The sequence below is a fragment of the Solibaculum mannosilyticum genome, assembly GCF_015140235.1.
Taxonomy (GTDB): domain Bacteria; phylum Bacillota; class Clostridia; order Oscillospirales; family Acutalibacteraceae; genus Solibaculum; species Solibaculum mannosilyticum.
In genome coordinates, this window is record NZ_AP023321.1 from 1,480,827 (window position 1) to 1,496,967 (window position 16,141).

A 16,141-nucleotide genomic window follows, 5' to 3' on the forward strand; every position below is an offset into this window, starting at 1 on the left:
ATTCGTTGGCAGATGAAGCAAATAGAATCCCTTATAGAATCGAGATTGACAACAGCAGCTTGAATCGGAGTCTCGATGACGTAGAAAAACAAATTAACAAAAGGGTAAATCAGGTCGAAAAAAACGTCAAAGAGACGGCAAAATCCGTGCTTTCTGAAATCAGCAGCATCTCCCAGGAAAGCTCGAATGAAATGAATCGCATTGGGGACTCGGTCAATCATCTGAACACGTACATGGACGATATCCAAACCGATTCTATTCTAGTGATCCAATCGTCCAGTGAAGAGGCCTCTGAAAAGGTGGACGAATTGGGAGACAGCGCCGAGGAAACCGGCGGTAAATTTGAAGGGCTCAAAAAGGCTGGGAAACTCGTAGGCAGCGCTTTTTCAACCATTGCATCGGCCGCTGTCGATGTCGGTTCAAAGGCCATCTCCAGTGCCACTGATTTGGACAAGGCTATGAACCAGTTTGCCGCATCCACAGGCATCGGCGAGGAATCCATCGGCGCGTACGAAGAGACTCTTAAGTCCATCTACGCCAACAACTACGGTGAATCCTTTGAGGATATCGCCAGTTCCATGGAGTCGGTATTGCAGCATATGGACGGGCTGGACAATGCGGATCTCCAAACCATAACCGAATCGGCGCTCACTTTACGAGACGTGTTTGAATATGACGTCGGCGAATCGGCGAGTGCTGCTTCGGCTATGATGAACGAGTTCGGCATCTCGGGTGAACAGGCCTATGATCTGATCACCCGGGGCGCTCAGAACGGATTGGATTCCTCCGGCGAGATGTTGGGACTGATTTCAGAGTCCTCCGGCCAATTTGCACAGGTCGGTCTAAGTGCCGACGATATGTTTCAAATCATTCAAAACGGCGCCAATGCAGGAGTAACTGATCTCAGCAAGGTGGGAGACGCCGTAGGACAATTGGCTCAGAATGCGGTGAACGGATCGGAATCTACTAGAGCTGGATTTGAAGCCATCGGTTTAAATGCCGATGAAATGTCCGCTAAGTTCGCCGCCGGTGGAGAAGCCGCCAAAGAAGCCTTTCTTGAGACAAATGAAGCCTTGGCAAGTATAGACGATCCTTTGGCTCAGAGTCAGGCCGGCATCGCTCTCTACGGCGATATGTGGGGGGATCTCGGCCCTGATGTGATCACTCAGCTTTCAGACATCACAGATGCGACCTATGACGCCCAGGGTGCTATGAGTGAACTCCAAGAGACCAAGTACGATGACCTTGATTCTATGTTTGATGGTCTCAGCCGCTCTGTGGATGTCCTTCTCATTCCTCTGGGTGAAAAGTTGATTCCTTTGCTAAAGGACGTCATCGATGCGGTCATGCCCGCTATCCAGAACTCTTTGGGTCCAATTGTCGAGCAAGTGGCCTCCTTTATCGACACCCTCACCCCTTTGATCACCGAAGTACTGCCCCAGTTTATCTCCATTGGAGAAACCTTGACAGAGCCTTTGATGGCTGGATTTGAAGCGGCTATGCCGGCCATCGAAAAGGTGGTGGAAGTATTCGCCGAACTGGCCGGGACAGTCCTTCCAATCCTGGCGGAACTGTTCGCCCAATTGATGGAGCCGTTGGGTAATCTGGTGACGGCCATCATCGAGCCGTTAGGTGATTTATTATTAGGCATCATCGACCCTTTGATGGAAGTCATCGAAGCTATTATGCCGCCTCTCATTGACTTTATCAATCAGCTTATCCCGATTTTTTCTGAAGTCGTAGAGGCTATCTTCCCATCTCTGGTGGAGATTTTCAGTCTCATCGCAGAGCCCTTGGCGGATCTGATCGATCAGATCTTACCTATGATTTTGGATTTTATCCTCCAGCTGCTCCCCCCTATCGCCGATCTGGTGGAACAAATCATGCCGGTGCTGGTGGAGGTCTTTGAAACGCTTATTCCTCCACTAATGGATTTGATCAGCGCTATCCTCCCCCCTTTGCTGGAGCTCTTTTCCGCTTTGATCGACCCTTTGATGGAAATTTTAAACGCCATCATGCCCCCTCTGATCGAAATCATTCAAGCATTGCTCCCTCCCATCCAGTCTATTATCGAAGCGCTTACTCCTCTAATCGAACTGTTCATCAATCTGATGATCCAGGCCATCGAACCGATTATGCCTATTATACAGACATTAATCGAGTTATTTACAAACAATCTTTCCGGCGCTATTAGTAACATTACATCGGTATTAACCCCTGTGATCGACGCTTTCAAAAATCTGATCGATTTCATTCAAAATATCTTTACCGGCAATTGGGAAGGCGCATGGGAAGCCGTACAAAATATTTTCGGCAACGTCTGGGAAGCCATTAAAAATCTATTCAAGACGCCGGTCAACTGGATCATTGATGGCATCAATGGTTTTCTCAGCGGCATTAACAGCATCAAGATTCCCGATTGGGTACCTTTGGTCGGCGGTGCCAGCTTCAACATCCCTTTGATCCCCAGACTCCAGAAGGGCGAAGATTTCGTCATGGGCAACTGGCAACCAGCCTTTCTTGACTACGGAGAACGTGTATTAACACGGGCTCAAAATATCAGATTCACTGCATTAGGTGGCCTGGAAGGAATGGAAGCTGCATTGTTTGGCGATTTGTCGGTAGGACATTCTATGCCCATTGTTGTCCAATCGTCTACCCCGGTTTATTTGGACGGCAAACTGATCTCTGCTGCTGTCACCCGTCATCAATTTGACGCCGTGAAAGTGAGGCGGTTCAAATGATTCAGGTGTACATCAATCAACAATTGCGCCAAGATGTGGCTATCGTCACCGGAGGATCCCTAGAGGAATCCTCCGCACATGCCACATCGTCAGCCGTCTCTATACAGGTGCCGGTGAAGTCCGACGATATCAAGGAATGCGATTATCTTCAGCTCTTTGACAATGGTGAAAATGTCTTTTCCGGCATCATCTTAAAGAAAAGCCAGCAGACTTTTGACCGTCCACTGAATTGGCGTATCTATGACCTTGAAATGGCCGGCAATTCCGATTTGGTATCCACTGTGTTTGTAGACTTGGCCTTCCCCGCTGGATCCAGCATCCAGCAGATACTATTCGGCAACCATAGCACACAATCTTGGTACAGGGCTTCCTCACCTGAATTTCCAGGAATCTTCGAGGAACGCATTGCGAGAGAAAATATCTCTCTGGGAACTGTAGACGACTTTTCCTCCTTTATCCTAAGTGATCCGGCCTATCTGTGGGGACGGTATGTATCCGATGTGCTTAACGATATGGCGGACATCGCTTCAGCTTGGTGGGAAATCACCCCGGACCGTGTGTTCAATATGCGGTTCTCATCCAATCGGGACATCCATCCTGTTCCCTTGGATGAGAATTCCGAAGTATTCAATCTGTCGGTTTCTAAGGATACTCTGACCTATTACAGCGCCTGCCGCGTTGTAGGCGGAACAGGGACGTCCAGAACATTAAATGTAACCGTGGAAAGTGATGCACAAGCACACACGGTCACAAGTATCTGGCGTGAGGACGAGGCAACTCTGACATCCCAGAGTCCCCTGCGTTCAGCGGTATCCATTAGTCAGCTGGAGGACGGGCATGCACCATCCGATCCGACTATGCTGGGGACTATACAAGTTGGATACAAAGGGTTACACGACGACGACCCCAATTACCAAGCCCTCATGACCTCTGGCGGCAACTCCATTGAACTGAAGGATGGTTATCAATTCTTACCTTTGTCGGATACCAACCGGATAACAGTTCAGGGCGTGGTGTTCGAGATCGACGTATATGCCCGCATCGTCGATCCTGGGCTTACAAAGCAGATTGCAGCCCAGCGGGGTGGGTCTGGCATCATCGAGTATACCATGGAGGACGACTCTATCCAGGATTTCGGCACGGCTGTGGAAACAGCTCAGACCTTTCTCGCCAATCACGCTCAGCCGGTGGCCGAAATCTCGTTTTCTTGTTTTTATCGTGTCCCTGTAGGCAAGTTGGTGACAGTTAACCTACCCTATTACGGGATCTTCGGCAACTACCAGGTTACCAAGCTTGTGGCTACAACTGTATTAGACCGGGACGATCAGTCCGTTCTTCAATACGACATAACCTTGTCCAACGAGACGTACCGGGATCCCTACAAAGAACTCTGGTACACGCCAACCACCACTACTTTTGCTCTGGACAGCGGTCAGGCTGCCGAAGATGGATTATACATTGACAACAAAATCAATGTCAAATCTTATATCACCGCCTATGCCAGTGAGATCACTACCTGGTCTCTCATCCAGACACGCGCTGCATCCTGGGAAACGTTTGAGGACATTTATCCATCCTGGCAAATGCTGCAATCCTCTTCCAATCCCTATCCATGGTCAGCCATCCAACAGCGCTTTTCTTCTTGGAAGATTTTTGAAGGTATCGTGATTTCTTGGGCCTGGTTAGAACAAATACAATTGGAGTGGTATTATTTGGGCAATTATTTGACTGCATACGGCAAAAAACAAATCTTAAACTATCTCTCCGGTGAAAATCCCGCCGTTTCCACCGACCTATGGGGTGATATCTTAGTGGCTGACGCAAATGGCGGTACAGAGAAGTTCTCTCCAGAAGATGTATCTATGACCAATAATGGCGGTACCGCCACTTATGTCCTGTTGCCGTCGGATGCTATGTATCAGATCGGTAAGATTATTGTGCCAGAAGGCAACGTCGAAAATGGATCCCCCATTCTCTCCGCAGATGTGGATATCGATCACCGCTCCGACAATCCTCGGGGACAATTTTCTCTGACCATTGCCGTCAGGACTACCATTGAATAAGGAGGCTTCTATGTCTTACAATTCGAGTACAGAAAACTTGGGATTGCCGCAATGGATTCTTTCCGATCCGCCTCAAATGTCGGATTTTAACAGCGCTTTTTCTGCCATTGACGCAGCCTTTGACAAGACACTGGCTTACAAACAGGATCTCACGACTGAGGATTTGGACGATATCCAAATAACCGGTATTTATGTACAAAACTATACCTCCAACGCTACCACCGACCGGCACTATCCTGTGAAAGCCTCCGGATGTCTCATGTGCATCGGGGGCGAGAACAAGGCCTATCAATACTATATCTGTCAAAATGAAGGCTGCATCTGGATGCGACGCTATAACTCCAAGTCTTGGAGCGACTGGGATCAAATCTATCCATCGGTGACCAGCGGCAGCAATGACAACGGTTCTTGGATTAAGTATCCGGATGGTACTATGATTGTCACTCAGAAATATGACATCCATATGGCTGCTACTACCTATGCCTATCTGGGCGATTACATAGTAGAACATTATTTGCAGTCAGACCCACCTGATTTCCCAATAGCTTTCATGGATGTACCTTACTGTACATATAGCTTAGAGGGTGCATGGACATTCTGGATTGGCAATAATACACGTGCAGGGGGATCTCCTGCTACAACTACACATTCTGCACGGCTATCATTATTGCGTCCCAAAGATACTACACTTGTAACAGAATCCATTACGACCATAACTGTCACAGCTATCGGCAGGTGGAAGTAAATCTGCCGATTAACCTATTTAAAATTATCCATTTGTCAAAGAGTAAAGCAAAACCCGCCCTATCATAAATGATAAGGGCGGGTTTTGTCGCCTTTGAGATACTTTTCCATGATCGAAATAAAGAATGGTTTTTACACGAGGAGTTAAAAACCTTTTTATCACTCACAATCAGAAATCTTGCACATTCTCTTAAAATTCAAGCCTCTAATTGGCAATGTTTTACCGATACACTAACAACCTTACCTTCGCATGTCCCGCTGATGGTGACGGTATCCCCTTCCTTTAGATCGGCAAGAGAATCCTTATTTTCCTCATCAAAATAACACTGGACTCCTAACAATGCATACTCATTACGCTCGTCTGCAAGCATTACGTAAACCCGATCAGCTACATCTGTCCCAACGCTCTTAACTACACCGGTGATTTTGAGCAATTGATCTTTGTATTGATCATCCGCCGCTACTTCATTTTCTTCGTAGGCTGTAATGATATCGACAGCTTTTACCTCAACTGCTTGAGGCGCCGAACTGGTTTCACTTTCGGCTTTCTCTGAAGAAGAGGAACTTACCGGAGCAGTAGAGCTTACAGAACTAGAAGGGCTAGAAGAATCTGACTGGGATGATTCACTATTTTTTGAACCCGATACTGCGCCGATAATTCCCACCACAACGACAACGACGATCAACCAAAACCACCATTTTTTATAAAACGGTTTCTTACTCTTAGCGTTTTCCATATCTATTCTCTCTTTCTCTGGTAGTCATCTGCTGGAATCCACCTCATTCTCCCAACAGATCTGTATTCAGTATACCATTGACTTGAAAGTTTGTATTATGCCAAGAGCTTAATTTCCCACATTTTCTTTAGGTGGATGCACTAACCTCACTTAGGATTTTCTGAGCCTCCGGTGAATAAAATATATGTGCTAAAACATTCAATAAGATTACAATAATCACCAATGCTACCGCACACAGTACAATCCCTAGAACCTTGCGGCTAGTCTTCGGAGACCGAAGCAACGGTATCTTTTGCCATACATAAAAAAGATTCATAGAAAGTACTGCAGGAAAAATCACAAAGGGGAGATATACAAGTCTGGTGAGGATGTAGTCCAATGTCGTTACATCGTAGGCCTTTGGCTCTAGTATAATAAGGGTCATGATTCCCCAGACAATCCCTAAGATGACTTTTGTTTTCTTTTTACTGGGAGAATGACGCTGTGCCCTTTTCCCTGCAAACGCTGTATTAGCATCGCCACTGTAAACTGGTTCCTCATTTTCTTTTGTCCATGCATTATGGTTGTTATTTGTAGTTCTGGTATGAGGGCCGGTATCTGCAGATGTTGTATCACGGTTTGGGATATCTGTCTGATCCTTTCGATTGAAACTGTCTGCCCTTGCGTTGGAATCCGACGATCCTGTATGTCCTCCGTTAAAGCGGAATCCAGATGGTCTGGTCCAGGTACTCTGCTGTCCCGAAGGTCGGGCAGAATTTTGTGATGGATGAATCAAATCCATTGTCTCTAATTCCCTTAGGATTTCCTTTGTGGATCGGTAACGGTTGGCCGGATCAAACGCCGTACATCGCTCAATGATGGGCATCAGACAATGGCGTTTATTGTTGCCGATCAATTCTCGTATCACAACGCCCAGGGAATAGATATCCGAACGGCTGTCAGTCTGTGAAAAGCCATATTGTTCTGGAGCCGCGTACCCCTCTGTCCCCATATAAACCGTATCTTTCTGGGAGCTTTGTTGATGTTTTCTTGCGGCGTCAAAGTCGATGAGCATCACCTTGTCTCCACTGAGAATGATGTTGGACGGTTTGATGTCCCGATGAATAATGCCTTTGGAATGAATCACATCCAGAGCCTCACAAAGCTGTGTCAGTATATGAAGTGTTTCTGCAAAAGAGATCGGGGTACCATTCTCCATTCGTTTTGACAATGTCTCCCCTTGGACGTATTCCTCCACCACAATGGTGTCTTCTTGATCCCGTATCACCTGAAAAATCTTGGGGAAATGAGGGCTGGTAATCTGCTGAAGTATGTTATAATATTCCGCATTGGTGTGGTAAAGGACGCGAAGTATTACATCTCGATTGGTCTCCAGATCCTTTGCCAGAAACAGGGCGCCTTTAAAAGTTTCATTGATCGCAGAAATAATAGGATAACGTTGTTTCCAGTCCAACCGGATCCCCCTCCCTTAAAAAACTCTTGTAAAAAACAGTATATCATGTTATGCTTTTCCCGCGCAACATCTTCCCTTATTCCTAAGAAGGAGTCTGGATTACAATGAATAAACCGACCAATGAGTTGATGCAAATGCTCCATACGGAAGAGCAAATTGAAACCTATTTATCTCAAAACAAAGAGGAATTTTTGGACGTCCCACTTTGCAGCTATCTCAATCAATTACTGACAAATTATGCCGTGCCTAAAAACGAGGTTATTAAGCGTTCGTGCTTGAACCAGATCTACGCCTATCAGATTTTTGCCGGCACAAAACATCCTACTCGAGACAAGCTCATCGCTTTGATTTTTGGTTTTCCGCTGCACCTGGCCGATGCACAACGTCTGCTCCGGGTGGGACAGGTCAGCGAGCTCTATCCCCGAAAGAAGCGGGACAGCATCATTCTTTTCGGTCTACAAAAGAATCTGTCCATTCAAGAAGTGGATGATCTCTTATTTGAATTGGGCGAAGAAACCATTGTATAAGATCCCCTGCAGGAGAATCGTATAAGAATATCCCACAGATCCATGGATTCGTGCATCTGTGGGATATTTTTTCATAGTCCGCTGCTTGGAACTTTGAATGGTTCATGGGAATATACTGGGATAGACTATCATAAGAAAGTTGGAATGAAAGATGTCCCAATCAGATTATCGTTGCTGCGGATGCCACAATTCCAATTGTTTTTGTCCCTCTTGTCATCCCCCAGCCGGATGCATAGGACTTACCGGGCCAACCGGAGCTACTGGTCCCACTGGGCCTATGGGGACTGCGGGACCTACGGGCCCAACCGGCGTCACCGGGCCCACTGGGGCAACCGGACCTATGGGATCATCCGGAGCTATTGGGCCTACGGGTCCTGCTGGCTCCATCGGACCCATAGGACCAACGGGGCCAACAGGGCCGACAGGAGCTATGGGGTTAACGGGTCCAACTGGATCTGCTGGACCGGTCGGTCCTATCGGGCCAACTGGGGCTACCGGAGCGACTGGAGCAACGGGAGCGACCGGTCCTATGGGAGCTGTGGGACCAATAGGCCCAACCGGTATTACCGGTCCCACTGGAGCGACCGGGCCCATGGGATCATCCGGAGCTATCGGGCCTACAGGTCCTACTGGATCGACTGGGGCAACCGGGCCAACCGGGCCTACGGGAGCTATAGGAGCCATTGGGCCTGCCGGACCTACGGGAGCTACCGGTCCAACTGGTCCAACCGGTTCTATCGGATCTACTGGGCCGGCTGGCGCCACCGGAGCCACTGGGCCGACAGGAACCATTCCCGACGATATTTTTGCCTCCTATATAACCTTCCAAGCCCTCTTTAACAATGGAGATCTCGTTGCTTTCAGCCCTGTCGTCACGGATCCCACCGGCACCATTACACAACCAGATTCACAGCACATTGTGCTTGCTCCTGGGTACTATCTAATCTCCTATAAAGTATCGGTGATCCTTAGAACCCCCGGCTATATCCAAATAACCCCCACTTACAATGGATTACCACATCTTGAAACCGGTGTTTATTTTGCCACTCCCAATAATTCATCCAGTGCCGGTGGATCAGCTTTTATCATTCTTTATGCCCCTTCTCAGACTACGTTTACTTTGACTTATTCCAGTCTTGTCACAGCAGTCGACGGCAACGTCAATTTGACTATTTTGAAGCTGCGCAGGACGCCATAAAGGCCATTTCTTCCCCCCTCCAGGACATTTTTACAGATGTCCTGGAGGACTTTTTTATGCAGAAAAGGGAGCGATTCAAACCCTTCTTTTTTCAAAAGATTGACTGGAGAAAAAAACGTGTTATGATTTTGTTATAATGATATTATTCTTGCTGGTTATAGGAGGTATAATCTTATGAACAAGCTAAATATCTGGATGGACTGTGATCCGGGTATCGATGATGCTGTGGCTATCGCTATGGCCGCTGCCAGCAGAGATCAGCTGAGTCTTTGGGGCATCTCGACCGTAGCGGGCAATCAGACCAGCGACCGGGTGACAAACAATGCCCTTCAACTCACTGCTTTTTTAGGATTGGATAACATTCCTGTCGTCCGGGGCGCAACAGAACCTCTTATACGGAAATTGGAAGTGGCAGACGATATCCATGGAGAAACCGGATTAGGGCATTGCCGATTGCCTTCCATCTCTAAACAGCCAGATTCAGAAAACGGCATCCTATTTATGCGGGATTGCATCATGCATCTTCCCGGTCAAGAAAAAATGGTTCTTGTGCCCACCGCTCCTTTGACCAATATTGCATTGCTTTTTAAAGTATTCCCAGAGGTAAAGGAACGGATTGATCAAATTGTTTTAATGGGAGGTTCTTCTGCCGGAGGCAATGTTACACCAAGCGCAGAATTTAATATCTGGACGGACCCGGAAGCTGCTGAAATCGTCTTCCACGCCGGTGTCCCTATCGTGATGTGTGGGCTGGATGTGACCAACCACTGCGGACTGGATCGCAATCAGGTAGAGGAACTGCGGTGTAGCAGTAACCCTGTGAAACATGCCTACGGGGAGATGCTTCAATTTTATTTTGATTCTACCGAATATCAGAGCAAAGACCTTGTCTGCATTCATGATGCCGTTACCATTTTGTATCTTACCAATCCAGAACTCTTTCAAGGGATCTATGTCCCTGTCGATGTAGACTGTACTTCCGGCATCAACCGCGGTATGACGGTCTGTGATAAGAGGGGTTATGAGGGATCGGAAGATCAGTCGGTTTTATTGCTCAACCAAGTGGATTTGGAGGCGTTCCAACACGTCTTATTGGAAAAACTGAGTTACTTTTAATCTGTCAGATATGCGCAGCACATGAAGACCCCCTCTTACGAAAAGAAAAGGAATCGGATATTATGAAGATTGATACCATTTTATTTGATCTAGATAACACTCTATTTGATTTTAATAAGGCGGAACGGATCGCTTTGACAAAGGCACTGCTTCAGATGGGAGCAGATCCAACAGAGTCCGTCTTGCACCGATTCAGCCAGATAAACCTGGCCCAATGGAAACTACTGGAACAGGGAAAATTAAATCGCAATCAGGTTAAGATCCGACGATTTCAACTTTTATTTGATGAGTTGAACCTAAACTGTGATGCAAAAGAGACTGCAAAAGTCTATGAGTCTTTGCTGGGGATGGGTCATTATTTTATGGAGGGGGCTGAACAAGTTCTGCGTACTCTCTCCCCTCAATACCGTTTGTACCTGGTCACAAATGGGACGGCAAGCGTTCAAAGAAGCCGGATGAAAAGCGCCAAGTTAGAACGATATCTAAAAGATTCTTTTATTTCTGAAGAGATCGGATTTGATAAACCTAGTAAGGAATATTTTTCCCACTGTTTTCAGCACATTCCAGGATTTCAAAAACAATCTACCATTATTGTTGGAGATAGCCTGACTTCAGACATTCAAGGCGGTAAGAATGCCGGTATCCGAACGGTGTGGTTTAACCCATCTCATGCATCCAACCCCTCCGATATCATCCCAGATTACGAGATTGCATATTTAAAAGATCTTCCTGAGCTGGTTCAATCGATCTAGACAATTTTTTAAGTAAGATAGATAAAAAATGAAAGCCGTGGGCTGTTATACAACAGTCCACGGCTTTTTTACAATTCACTAAGTATTCCTATCTGACCAGGAATACTAAACCATCAACGTCTTCTTTTTTCTCATAAGCTCTATACTTCCTCCGGCCACACTTCTTTTGCCATTCGAAACGCCGCCCATGCTTTCGGCCAGCCTGCGTAGAAAGCGGCATGTGTCAAGATTTCCGCAATCTCAGATCTGGTGATCCCGTTTTTCTTTGCGCTCTCCAGATGAAATCGGAAAGATGAATCCGTAAGTCCCTGCGACATCAATGCTACCACCGTTACAAGGCTGCGGTCGCGTAGGGACAGTTCATTTTCCCTGCTCCAAACCTCTCCAAATAATACATCGTCGTTCAACTGCGCAAATTTAGGAGCGAATTCTCCAAGGGAATCTCTGCCTGCCGTCTGTTTTACTGCCATTTCCTGTATCCTCCCTTTGTTTATTTCAGTTTTTCATACTCTGTGTCTGATACCGGTTCACACCATTCATTCTTCGTCTCTTCGCCGGGGACTTCAACCGCCAGATGTGCAAACCAGCTGTTTGGTGCAGCCCCGTGCCAATGTTTTACGCCGGCCGGAATCACTACCACATCGCCTGGATGCAGCTCCCTCGCCTCCTTACCCCACTCTTGATAATAACCTCGGCCTATCGTACAGAGCAGAATCTGTCCTCCCCCGTTTTTGGCCTGGTGGATGTGCCAGTTGTTACGACAGCCTGGTTCAAAGGTTACATTTCCAATGGCCACTCCCTCGGTCGTGAGCATATTGAGATAGCTTTGTCCTTGAAAATACTGAGCAAATGCCGCATTTTCCTTCCCCATGGGAAATACCGCTCTATTTGCCAATTCTTCTTTTGTCATGATCCATTACCTCCCATTGTTTTTTAACATATAGCCCTGATAAACCGTAAAGGCACAGCCCTCGGTCGCTTTTGCCGACGCTGTTTCTCTATCCTCTCACTTGCCGCTGAACACCGGGAATATACTGAATTCTCCATAATCTTTCAATGGTTCCATCGATTTCAGCGTTTTCATATCCTGCTCGGAGATTACAAAATCCAGCTCTGCATTCTGCCTCATGTGCATTGGATTTTCTGTTTTCGGCAGGGAAACTGCACCAAGCTGTAACGTATAGCGGATACACAGCTGTGGAACACTCACGCTATACTTCTTAGCCATAGTTGCTACATCCGGATATTTCAACATCTCGCCGTGGGCAACTGGAGAATACGCCTCCACTAAGATCCCTTTCTTTTGGCAGTAAGACATCAAAGCAGCAGGGGTATTTCCGATATGTACCAGAAGCTGATTCACCATCGGGACAATCGTGCAGTCTGAAAGAATATTCTCCAGATCCTGCTCCTGGAAGTTGGAAACACCAATTGCGCGGAGTTTTCCCGCCTTATAAGCATCTTCCAATGCCCGCCATGCTTCCCGATTTCCTTCTGCATAGTCCCCACCGCGAAAATCTGCCCACGGTTGTGGACTATGGATCAGCATAAGGTCAATATAATCCAGACCAAGCTTTTTCAGAGAGCTATCGATAGCCTGTATCGCTTCCTCATAGTTCTTTACCTCTGCTGCCAGCTTTGTAGTGACAAACAGTTCCTTTCTGGAAACACCGCAGATACGGATTCCTTCCCCAACGCCGCTCTCATTTTCATAAGCCTGTGCAGTGTCAATATGGCGGTAACCGATTTTTACCGCTTCTTTGACAGCTTCTGCTGCCCGATTATCTGCGATAAACCATGTTCCCAAGCCTAACTTTGGGATCTTTACTCCGTTTGAAAGTGTATAATTTTCTTTAAAAGTCATCAAGATCGTCTCCTTTTTATCCTTTTACTTACCGATTTGTTCCAACCATGCCCTAATCTCCGATTCCGCCTGGTCAATTTTGCCGCCGCGAAGTGCCAGTCCTTTTTCTACTCTTGCACCCGGACACAAACGTCTGATATCTTTTTCGCTGCTGCCCATGCCACTTCCCTCATGGGTACAAAGAGGGAGAATTGTTTTACCTGCAAAATCAAAGTGTTCCAGGAATGTAAACACAGGCATTGGTAATGTGCTCCAGTAGTTCGGGTAACATACATAGATCTTTTTAAAATCCGATAGATCTTTGGGATAACCCTTCAATTCCGGTCTCGCATTACTGCGCTGATCTGATTGTGCCTGAGCAATGCATTTATTATAATCTTCAGAATACTCTATGATCGGCTCGATCTTAAATAGATCCGCCCCAGTCAATTTTTGAAGTACCTTCGCAACGACTTCTGTATTTCCGACCTCTAGATCCCGGATTACACCATTTACATAGTTTTGATGTGCTCTCGAAAAATAAACGATGAAATCAGCCATACTTCAGCTTCCTTCCTCTATTCCATCCAACAGATATTTTTATTTCTGCATTGATTATAGCGGGAATCTCCTTGACATAGAATCTCCAATTCGTTATCATAGTTTTAACTTTTCGTTTATACTTAGAGGTGCCATCATGGTTAATCCACAACTGGAAACCTTTGTATGCGCTGCAGACAAAGGCAGCTTTGCCAAGGCAGCCGAGAGCCTTTTTATTTCTCCGACTGCTGTTATGAAACAAATCAACGCTCTGGAACATCATCTGGGGTTAAAACTTTTCAATCGTACTCCCCAAGGTGTCTGCCTGACGGCAGGCGGTGAAATCATTTATCGAGATGCCAAATTTCTGTTTGATTATTCTAAACGTTCCATCGAAAATGCGAAACAGGCTATGAACAGCTGTGATACTACTTTTTGTGTCGGAACGTCGCTACTAAACCCTGCAAAGTTATTCATGGACTTATGGTATCAGGCAAGCTGTAAATTCCCAGATTATAAACTACATCTTGTTGCCTTTGAGGATGACCACATTGGAATTCTGTCGGTTATTTCAAAACTCGGAACAAATTTGGATTTTCTGGTGGGCGTCTGTGACTCCAAAGCATGGCTTTCACAATGTAATATGTTGCCGCTCGGATATTATAAAAAGATGTGTGCTGTTTCCAGAGAACATCCGCTGGCTAGGAAAAAAAGTCTGGAAATTTCAGACCTGTATGGACAAACCCTGATGATGGTCGCTGAGGGTGATTCAGGAACAAATGATTTTATCCGCAATGATTTGCAACGCAATCATCCTCAGATCAAAATAGAAGATACTCCTCATTTCTATGATATCTCTGTGTTCAACCGTTGTGCTGAGACAAGGAAGGTCCTACTTACACTAGAGTGTTGGCAGGATGTCCATCCCGGGCTTGTTACACTTCCTGTAAATTGGGAATATAGGATTCCTTATGGTCTACTTTATCCACTAAATCCATCCCCGGATATCCAGCGATTTGTCGATACCGTTGCTATTATGACAAACCAAACCATTTTATAAAAAATTTCGTCATCATTCGCTCGGACATTAGAAAATTCAACAACATATAGCAAAGCCCGCTTCCGATCGTTCGACCGGAGCGGGCCTTTTTTCATATTACTCACTCTGTGGCGGATGAGCTCACTGGTATTGCCACAATTCCACCAGTATTTCCTTGATCTTCTATACTACTTTCTTCTCCATAGAGAAAATGGTAAACTGTTCCATCATTATCAGTAACATCTTTTAAGAATACAACATCATTCGTGGTTACTGGGACGAGCTGATATATTCCAATGGTTATCTATGAAGGAACAGATCGGCAATATCAAATGATTTATGACAGCTTCTGGGGAGACATCTATGATGAGGAGGATCAGATTGAAAGATTAGAAGAATTCCACCTCTCCGTCCAACCTGCAACAGATAATGGTGTCTGCTCCTTCCTTCATCTCTTTCAATCCATCCGGATCAAGACCAGTTAAGAAAGTCGGTGTCGATACGCCAGATGGACAGATGAATAATCAAAGCCAGTATCCTCTTTACTATTGCCTACTGTATCTCTTCATGGTATTCTCCTTTTATCTTGATGGTTACTCTATTTCTGATGAATCTTCCAACGCTCCCAATACCTCGTCTATATCGCCAGTGTCTTCCACAATACTCTCTTCTCCATAAGGAAAATGATAGACTGTTCCATCGGTGTCAGTAAGGTCTTTCAGAAATACTATATATTCCTTGTCTTCCACCATAATGGTCTTCTCGCTGATCATTTTGAACCAAGCTTTTTCATAAGAAAACGTAGAAAGCGGCACATGATCATAGTGAACCTTTTTGATCACATCATACTTCTGTTCTTCTGAGTATATTCCGTACCAATCATTTGTCAAGATTTTTTCGCGTTGTTCTTGAGTTCCCCAATAGATTACTTCCGGAACATAGCCGGACCGTCCGGTGATCTCCAACGATTCCCCTGCTCGAACGGCGCCTTTATAGACGTCCAGTACTTTCACTGGAGTATGAAAGAAATAAGCGACTAGACCAATTCCCATATATCGTTCTGATGTAGACAACATTTGTCCTCCATCCACCTGACAACGGATAATAAGGTCTGCCCCTTCCTTCATCTCTTCCAATCCATCCGGCTTAAAGGTCACAAAATCCAAATCTGCTTCATTACAAGTCCTTAACACGAATACAGAAGAATAATCAAAATCTTTCCCTATATCTGAATTAGCATCTTCTTCAGGCGCCTTGCTTTGTTCGATATCTAGATTACTAGAAGATGTTGAATCTATTTCGGACACAGTTTTCCCCTGGCACGAAGTAAAGCATATGAACAAAAATATTGTAATCATCAAAACGCTACCATATTTTTTCATAAT

14 protein-coding genes and 1 pseudogene are annotated in these 16,141 nt (G+C 45.8%); 8 read left to right on the plus strand and 7 right to left on the minus strand.

The window, feature by feature from the left end:
• Nucleotides 1–5 precede the first annotated feature (5 nt).
• Genes C12CBH8_RS06995 through C12CBH8_RS07005 form a run of 3 tightly spaced genes read left to right on the plus strand, consistent with a single transcriptional unit; the run spans nt 6 to nt 5,552 of the window.
• Nucleotides 6–2,744, plus strand: a complete 2,739-nt coding sequence (locus tag C12CBH8_RS06995) for a phage tail tape measure protein (RefSeq protein ID WP_215532856.1) — start codon at nt 6–8, stop codon at nt 2,742–2,744.
• Nucleotides 2,741–4,807, plus strand: coding sequence for a hypothetical protein (locus C12CBH8_RS07000; RefSeq protein ID WP_215532857.1), 2,067 nt, complete (start codon nt 2,741–2,743; stop codon nt 4,805–4,807). The genes C12CBH8_RS06995 and C12CBH8_RS07000 overlap by 4 nt, the downstream gene beginning before the upstream one ends.
• 10 nt (nt 4,808–4,817) lie before the next feature.
• Complete coding sequence (locus C12CBH8_RS07005) at nt 4,818–5,552, plus strand: pyocin knob domain-containing protein (RefSeq protein ID WP_215532858.1); 735 nt, start codon at nt 4,818–4,820, stop codon at nt 5,550–5,552.
• 196 nt (nt 5,553–5,748) lie between these two features.
• Here the strand turns inward: C12CBH8_RS07005 and C12CBH8_RS07010 are convergent, their stop codons facing one another.
• Nucleotides 5,749–6,288 (minus strand): OB-fold protein, encoded by a 540-nt coding sequence (locus tag C12CBH8_RS07010; protein WP_215532859.1) that lies wholly within the window; start codon nt 6,286–6,288, stop codon nt 5,749–5,751.
• Nucleotides 6,289–6,415: 127 nt separating this feature from the next.
• Nucleotides 6,416–7,741, minus strand: a complete 1,326-nt coding sequence (locus C12CBH8_RS07015) for a serine/threonine-protein kinase (protein ID WP_215532860.1) — start codon at nt 7,739–7,741, stop codon at nt 6,416–6,418.
• Between the two features lie 104 nt (nt 7,742–7,845).
• Between C12CBH8_RS07015 and C12CBH8_RS07020 the strand changes: the two genes are divergently transcribed.
• The 4 genes and pseudogenes from C12CBH8_RS07020 (at nt 7,846) to C12CBH8_RS07035 (ending at nt 11,334) form a co-directional block, all read left to right on the plus strand.
• Nucleotides 7,846–8,268 (plus strand): hypothetical protein, encoded by a 423-nt coding sequence (locus tag C12CBH8_RS07020; RefSeq protein WP_147624756.1) that lies wholly within the window; start codon nt 7,846–7,848, stop codon nt 8,266–8,268.
• 277 nt (nt 8,269–8,545) lie between these two features.
• A pseudogene (locus C12CBH8_RS12065) lies at nt 8,546–9,055 on the plus strand (collagen-like domain-containing protein); the annotation flags it as partial.
• 585 nt (nt 9,056–9,640) lie between these two features.
• Nucleotides 9,641–10,582 carry a nucleoside hydrolase gene (locus C12CBH8_RS07030; RefSeq protein WP_215532862.1) on the plus strand — a complete coding sequence of 314 codons (942 nt, stop codon included), beginning with the start codon at nt 9,641–9,643 and terminating at the stop codon, nt 10,580–10,582.
• A gap of 62 nt (nt 10,583–10,644) precedes the next feature.
• Complete coding sequence (locus C12CBH8_RS07035) at nt 10,645–11,334, plus strand: YjjG family noncanonical pyrimidine nucleotidase (protein WP_099322137.1); 690 nt, start codon at nt 10,645–10,647, stop codon at nt 11,332–11,334.
• A gap of 140 nt (nt 11,335–11,474) precedes the next feature.
• Here C12CBH8_RS07035 and C12CBH8_RS07040 read toward each other — a convergent pair whose 3' ends face one another.
• The 4 genes from C12CBH8_RS07040 to C12CBH8_RS07055 form a co-directional block, all read right to left on the minus strand.
• On the minus strand, nt 11,475–11,804 hold the full coding sequence (locus tag C12CBH8_RS07040) for a carboxymuconolactone decarboxylase family protein (RefSeq protein WP_090267085.1): 330 nt from the start codon (nt 11,802–11,804) through the stop codon (nt 11,475–11,477).
• Between the two features lie 20 nt (nt 11,805–11,824).
• Nucleotides 11,825–12,244: a cupin domain-containing protein gene (locus C12CBH8_RS07045; protein WP_215532863.1), complete on the minus strand. Its 420-nt coding sequence runs from the start codon at nt 12,242–12,244 to the stop codon at nt 11,825–11,827.
• A 96-nt stretch (nt 12,245–12,340) separates the two neighbouring features.
• A complete protein-coding gene (locus C12CBH8_RS07050; RefSeq protein WP_215532864.1) occupies nt 12,341–13,198 on the minus strand; it encodes an aldo/keto reductase in 858 nt (285 codons plus the stop codon).
• A 24-nt stretch (nt 13,199–13,222) separates the two neighbouring features.
• Nucleotides 13,223–13,738 (minus strand): flavodoxin, encoded by a 516-nt coding sequence (locus C12CBH8_RS07055; protein WP_215532865.1) that lies wholly within the window; start codon nt 13,736–13,738, stop codon nt 13,223–13,225.
• 136 nt (nt 13,739–13,874) lie between these two features.
• Here C12CBH8_RS07055 and C12CBH8_RS07060 point away from each other — a divergent pair, with 136 nt between their 5' ends.
• Entirely contained in the window at nt 13,875–14,777 is a 903-nt protein-coding gene (locus tag C12CBH8_RS07060; protein ID WP_215532866.1) for a LysR family transcriptional regulator, read from the plus strand.
• 572 nt (nt 14,778–15,349) lie between these two features.
• On the opposite strand, the gene C12CBH8_RS07065 is transcribed toward C12CBH8_RS07060, so the two are convergent.
• Nucleotides 15,350–16,138, minus strand: a complete 789-nt coding sequence (locus C12CBH8_RS07065) for a hypothetical protein (RefSeq protein WP_099322142.1) — start codon at nt 16,136–16,138, stop codon at nt 15,350–15,352.
• Nucleotides 16,139–16,141: the final 3 nt, after the last annotated feature.

Bases quoted from the DNA above. Each gene is read 5' to 3' on its own strand.
- C12CBH8_RS07000 (WP_215532857.1), top strand. From the start codon at position 2,741: ATGATTCAGGTGTACATCAATCAACAATTGCGCCAAGATGTGGCTATC.
- C12CBH8_RS07045 (WP_215532863.1), bottom strand. From the start codon at position 12,244: ATGACAAAAGAAGAATTGGCAAATAGAGCGGTATTTCCCATGGGGAAG.
- C12CBH8_RS07020 (WP_147624756.1), top strand. From the start codon at position 7,846: ATGAATAAACCGACCAATGAGTTGATGCAAATGCTCCATACGGAAGAG.
- C12CBH8_RS07040 (WP_090267085.1), bottom strand. From the start codon at position 11,804: ATGGCAGTAAAACAGACGGCAGGCAGAGATTCCCTTGGAGAATTCGCT.
- C12CBH8_RS07010 (WP_215532859.1), bottom strand. From the start codon at position 6,288: ATGGAAAACGCTAAGAGTAAGAAACCGTTTTATAAAAAATGGTGGTTT.
- C12CBH8_RS07030 (WP_215532862.1), top strand. From the start codon at position 9,641: ATGAACAAGCTAAATATCTGGATGGACTGTGATCCGGGTATCGATGAT.
- C12CBH8_RS07055 (WP_215532865.1), bottom strand. From the start codon at position 13,738: ATGGCTGATTTCATCGTTTATTTTTCGAGAGCACATCAAAACTATGTA.
- C12CBH8_RS07005 (WP_215532858.1), top strand. From the start codon at position 4,818: ATGTCTTACAATTCGAGTACAGAAAACTTGGGATTGCCGCAATGGATT.
- C12CBH8_RS07065 (WP_099322142.1), bottom strand. From the start codon at position 16,138: ATGAAAAAATATGGTAGCGTTTTGATGATTACAATATTTTTGTTCATA.
- C12CBH8_RS07060 (WP_215532866.1), top strand. From the start codon at position 13,875: ATGGTTAATCCACAACTGGAAACCTTTGTATGCGCTGCAGACAAAGGC.
- C12CBH8_RS07050 (WP_215532864.1), bottom strand. From the start codon at position 13,198: ATGACTTTTAAAGAAAATTATACACTTTCAAACGGAGTAAAGATCCCA.
- C12CBH8_RS07035 (WP_099322137.1), top strand. From the start codon at position 10,645: ATGAAGATTGATACCATTTTATTTGATCTAGATAACACTCTATTTGAT.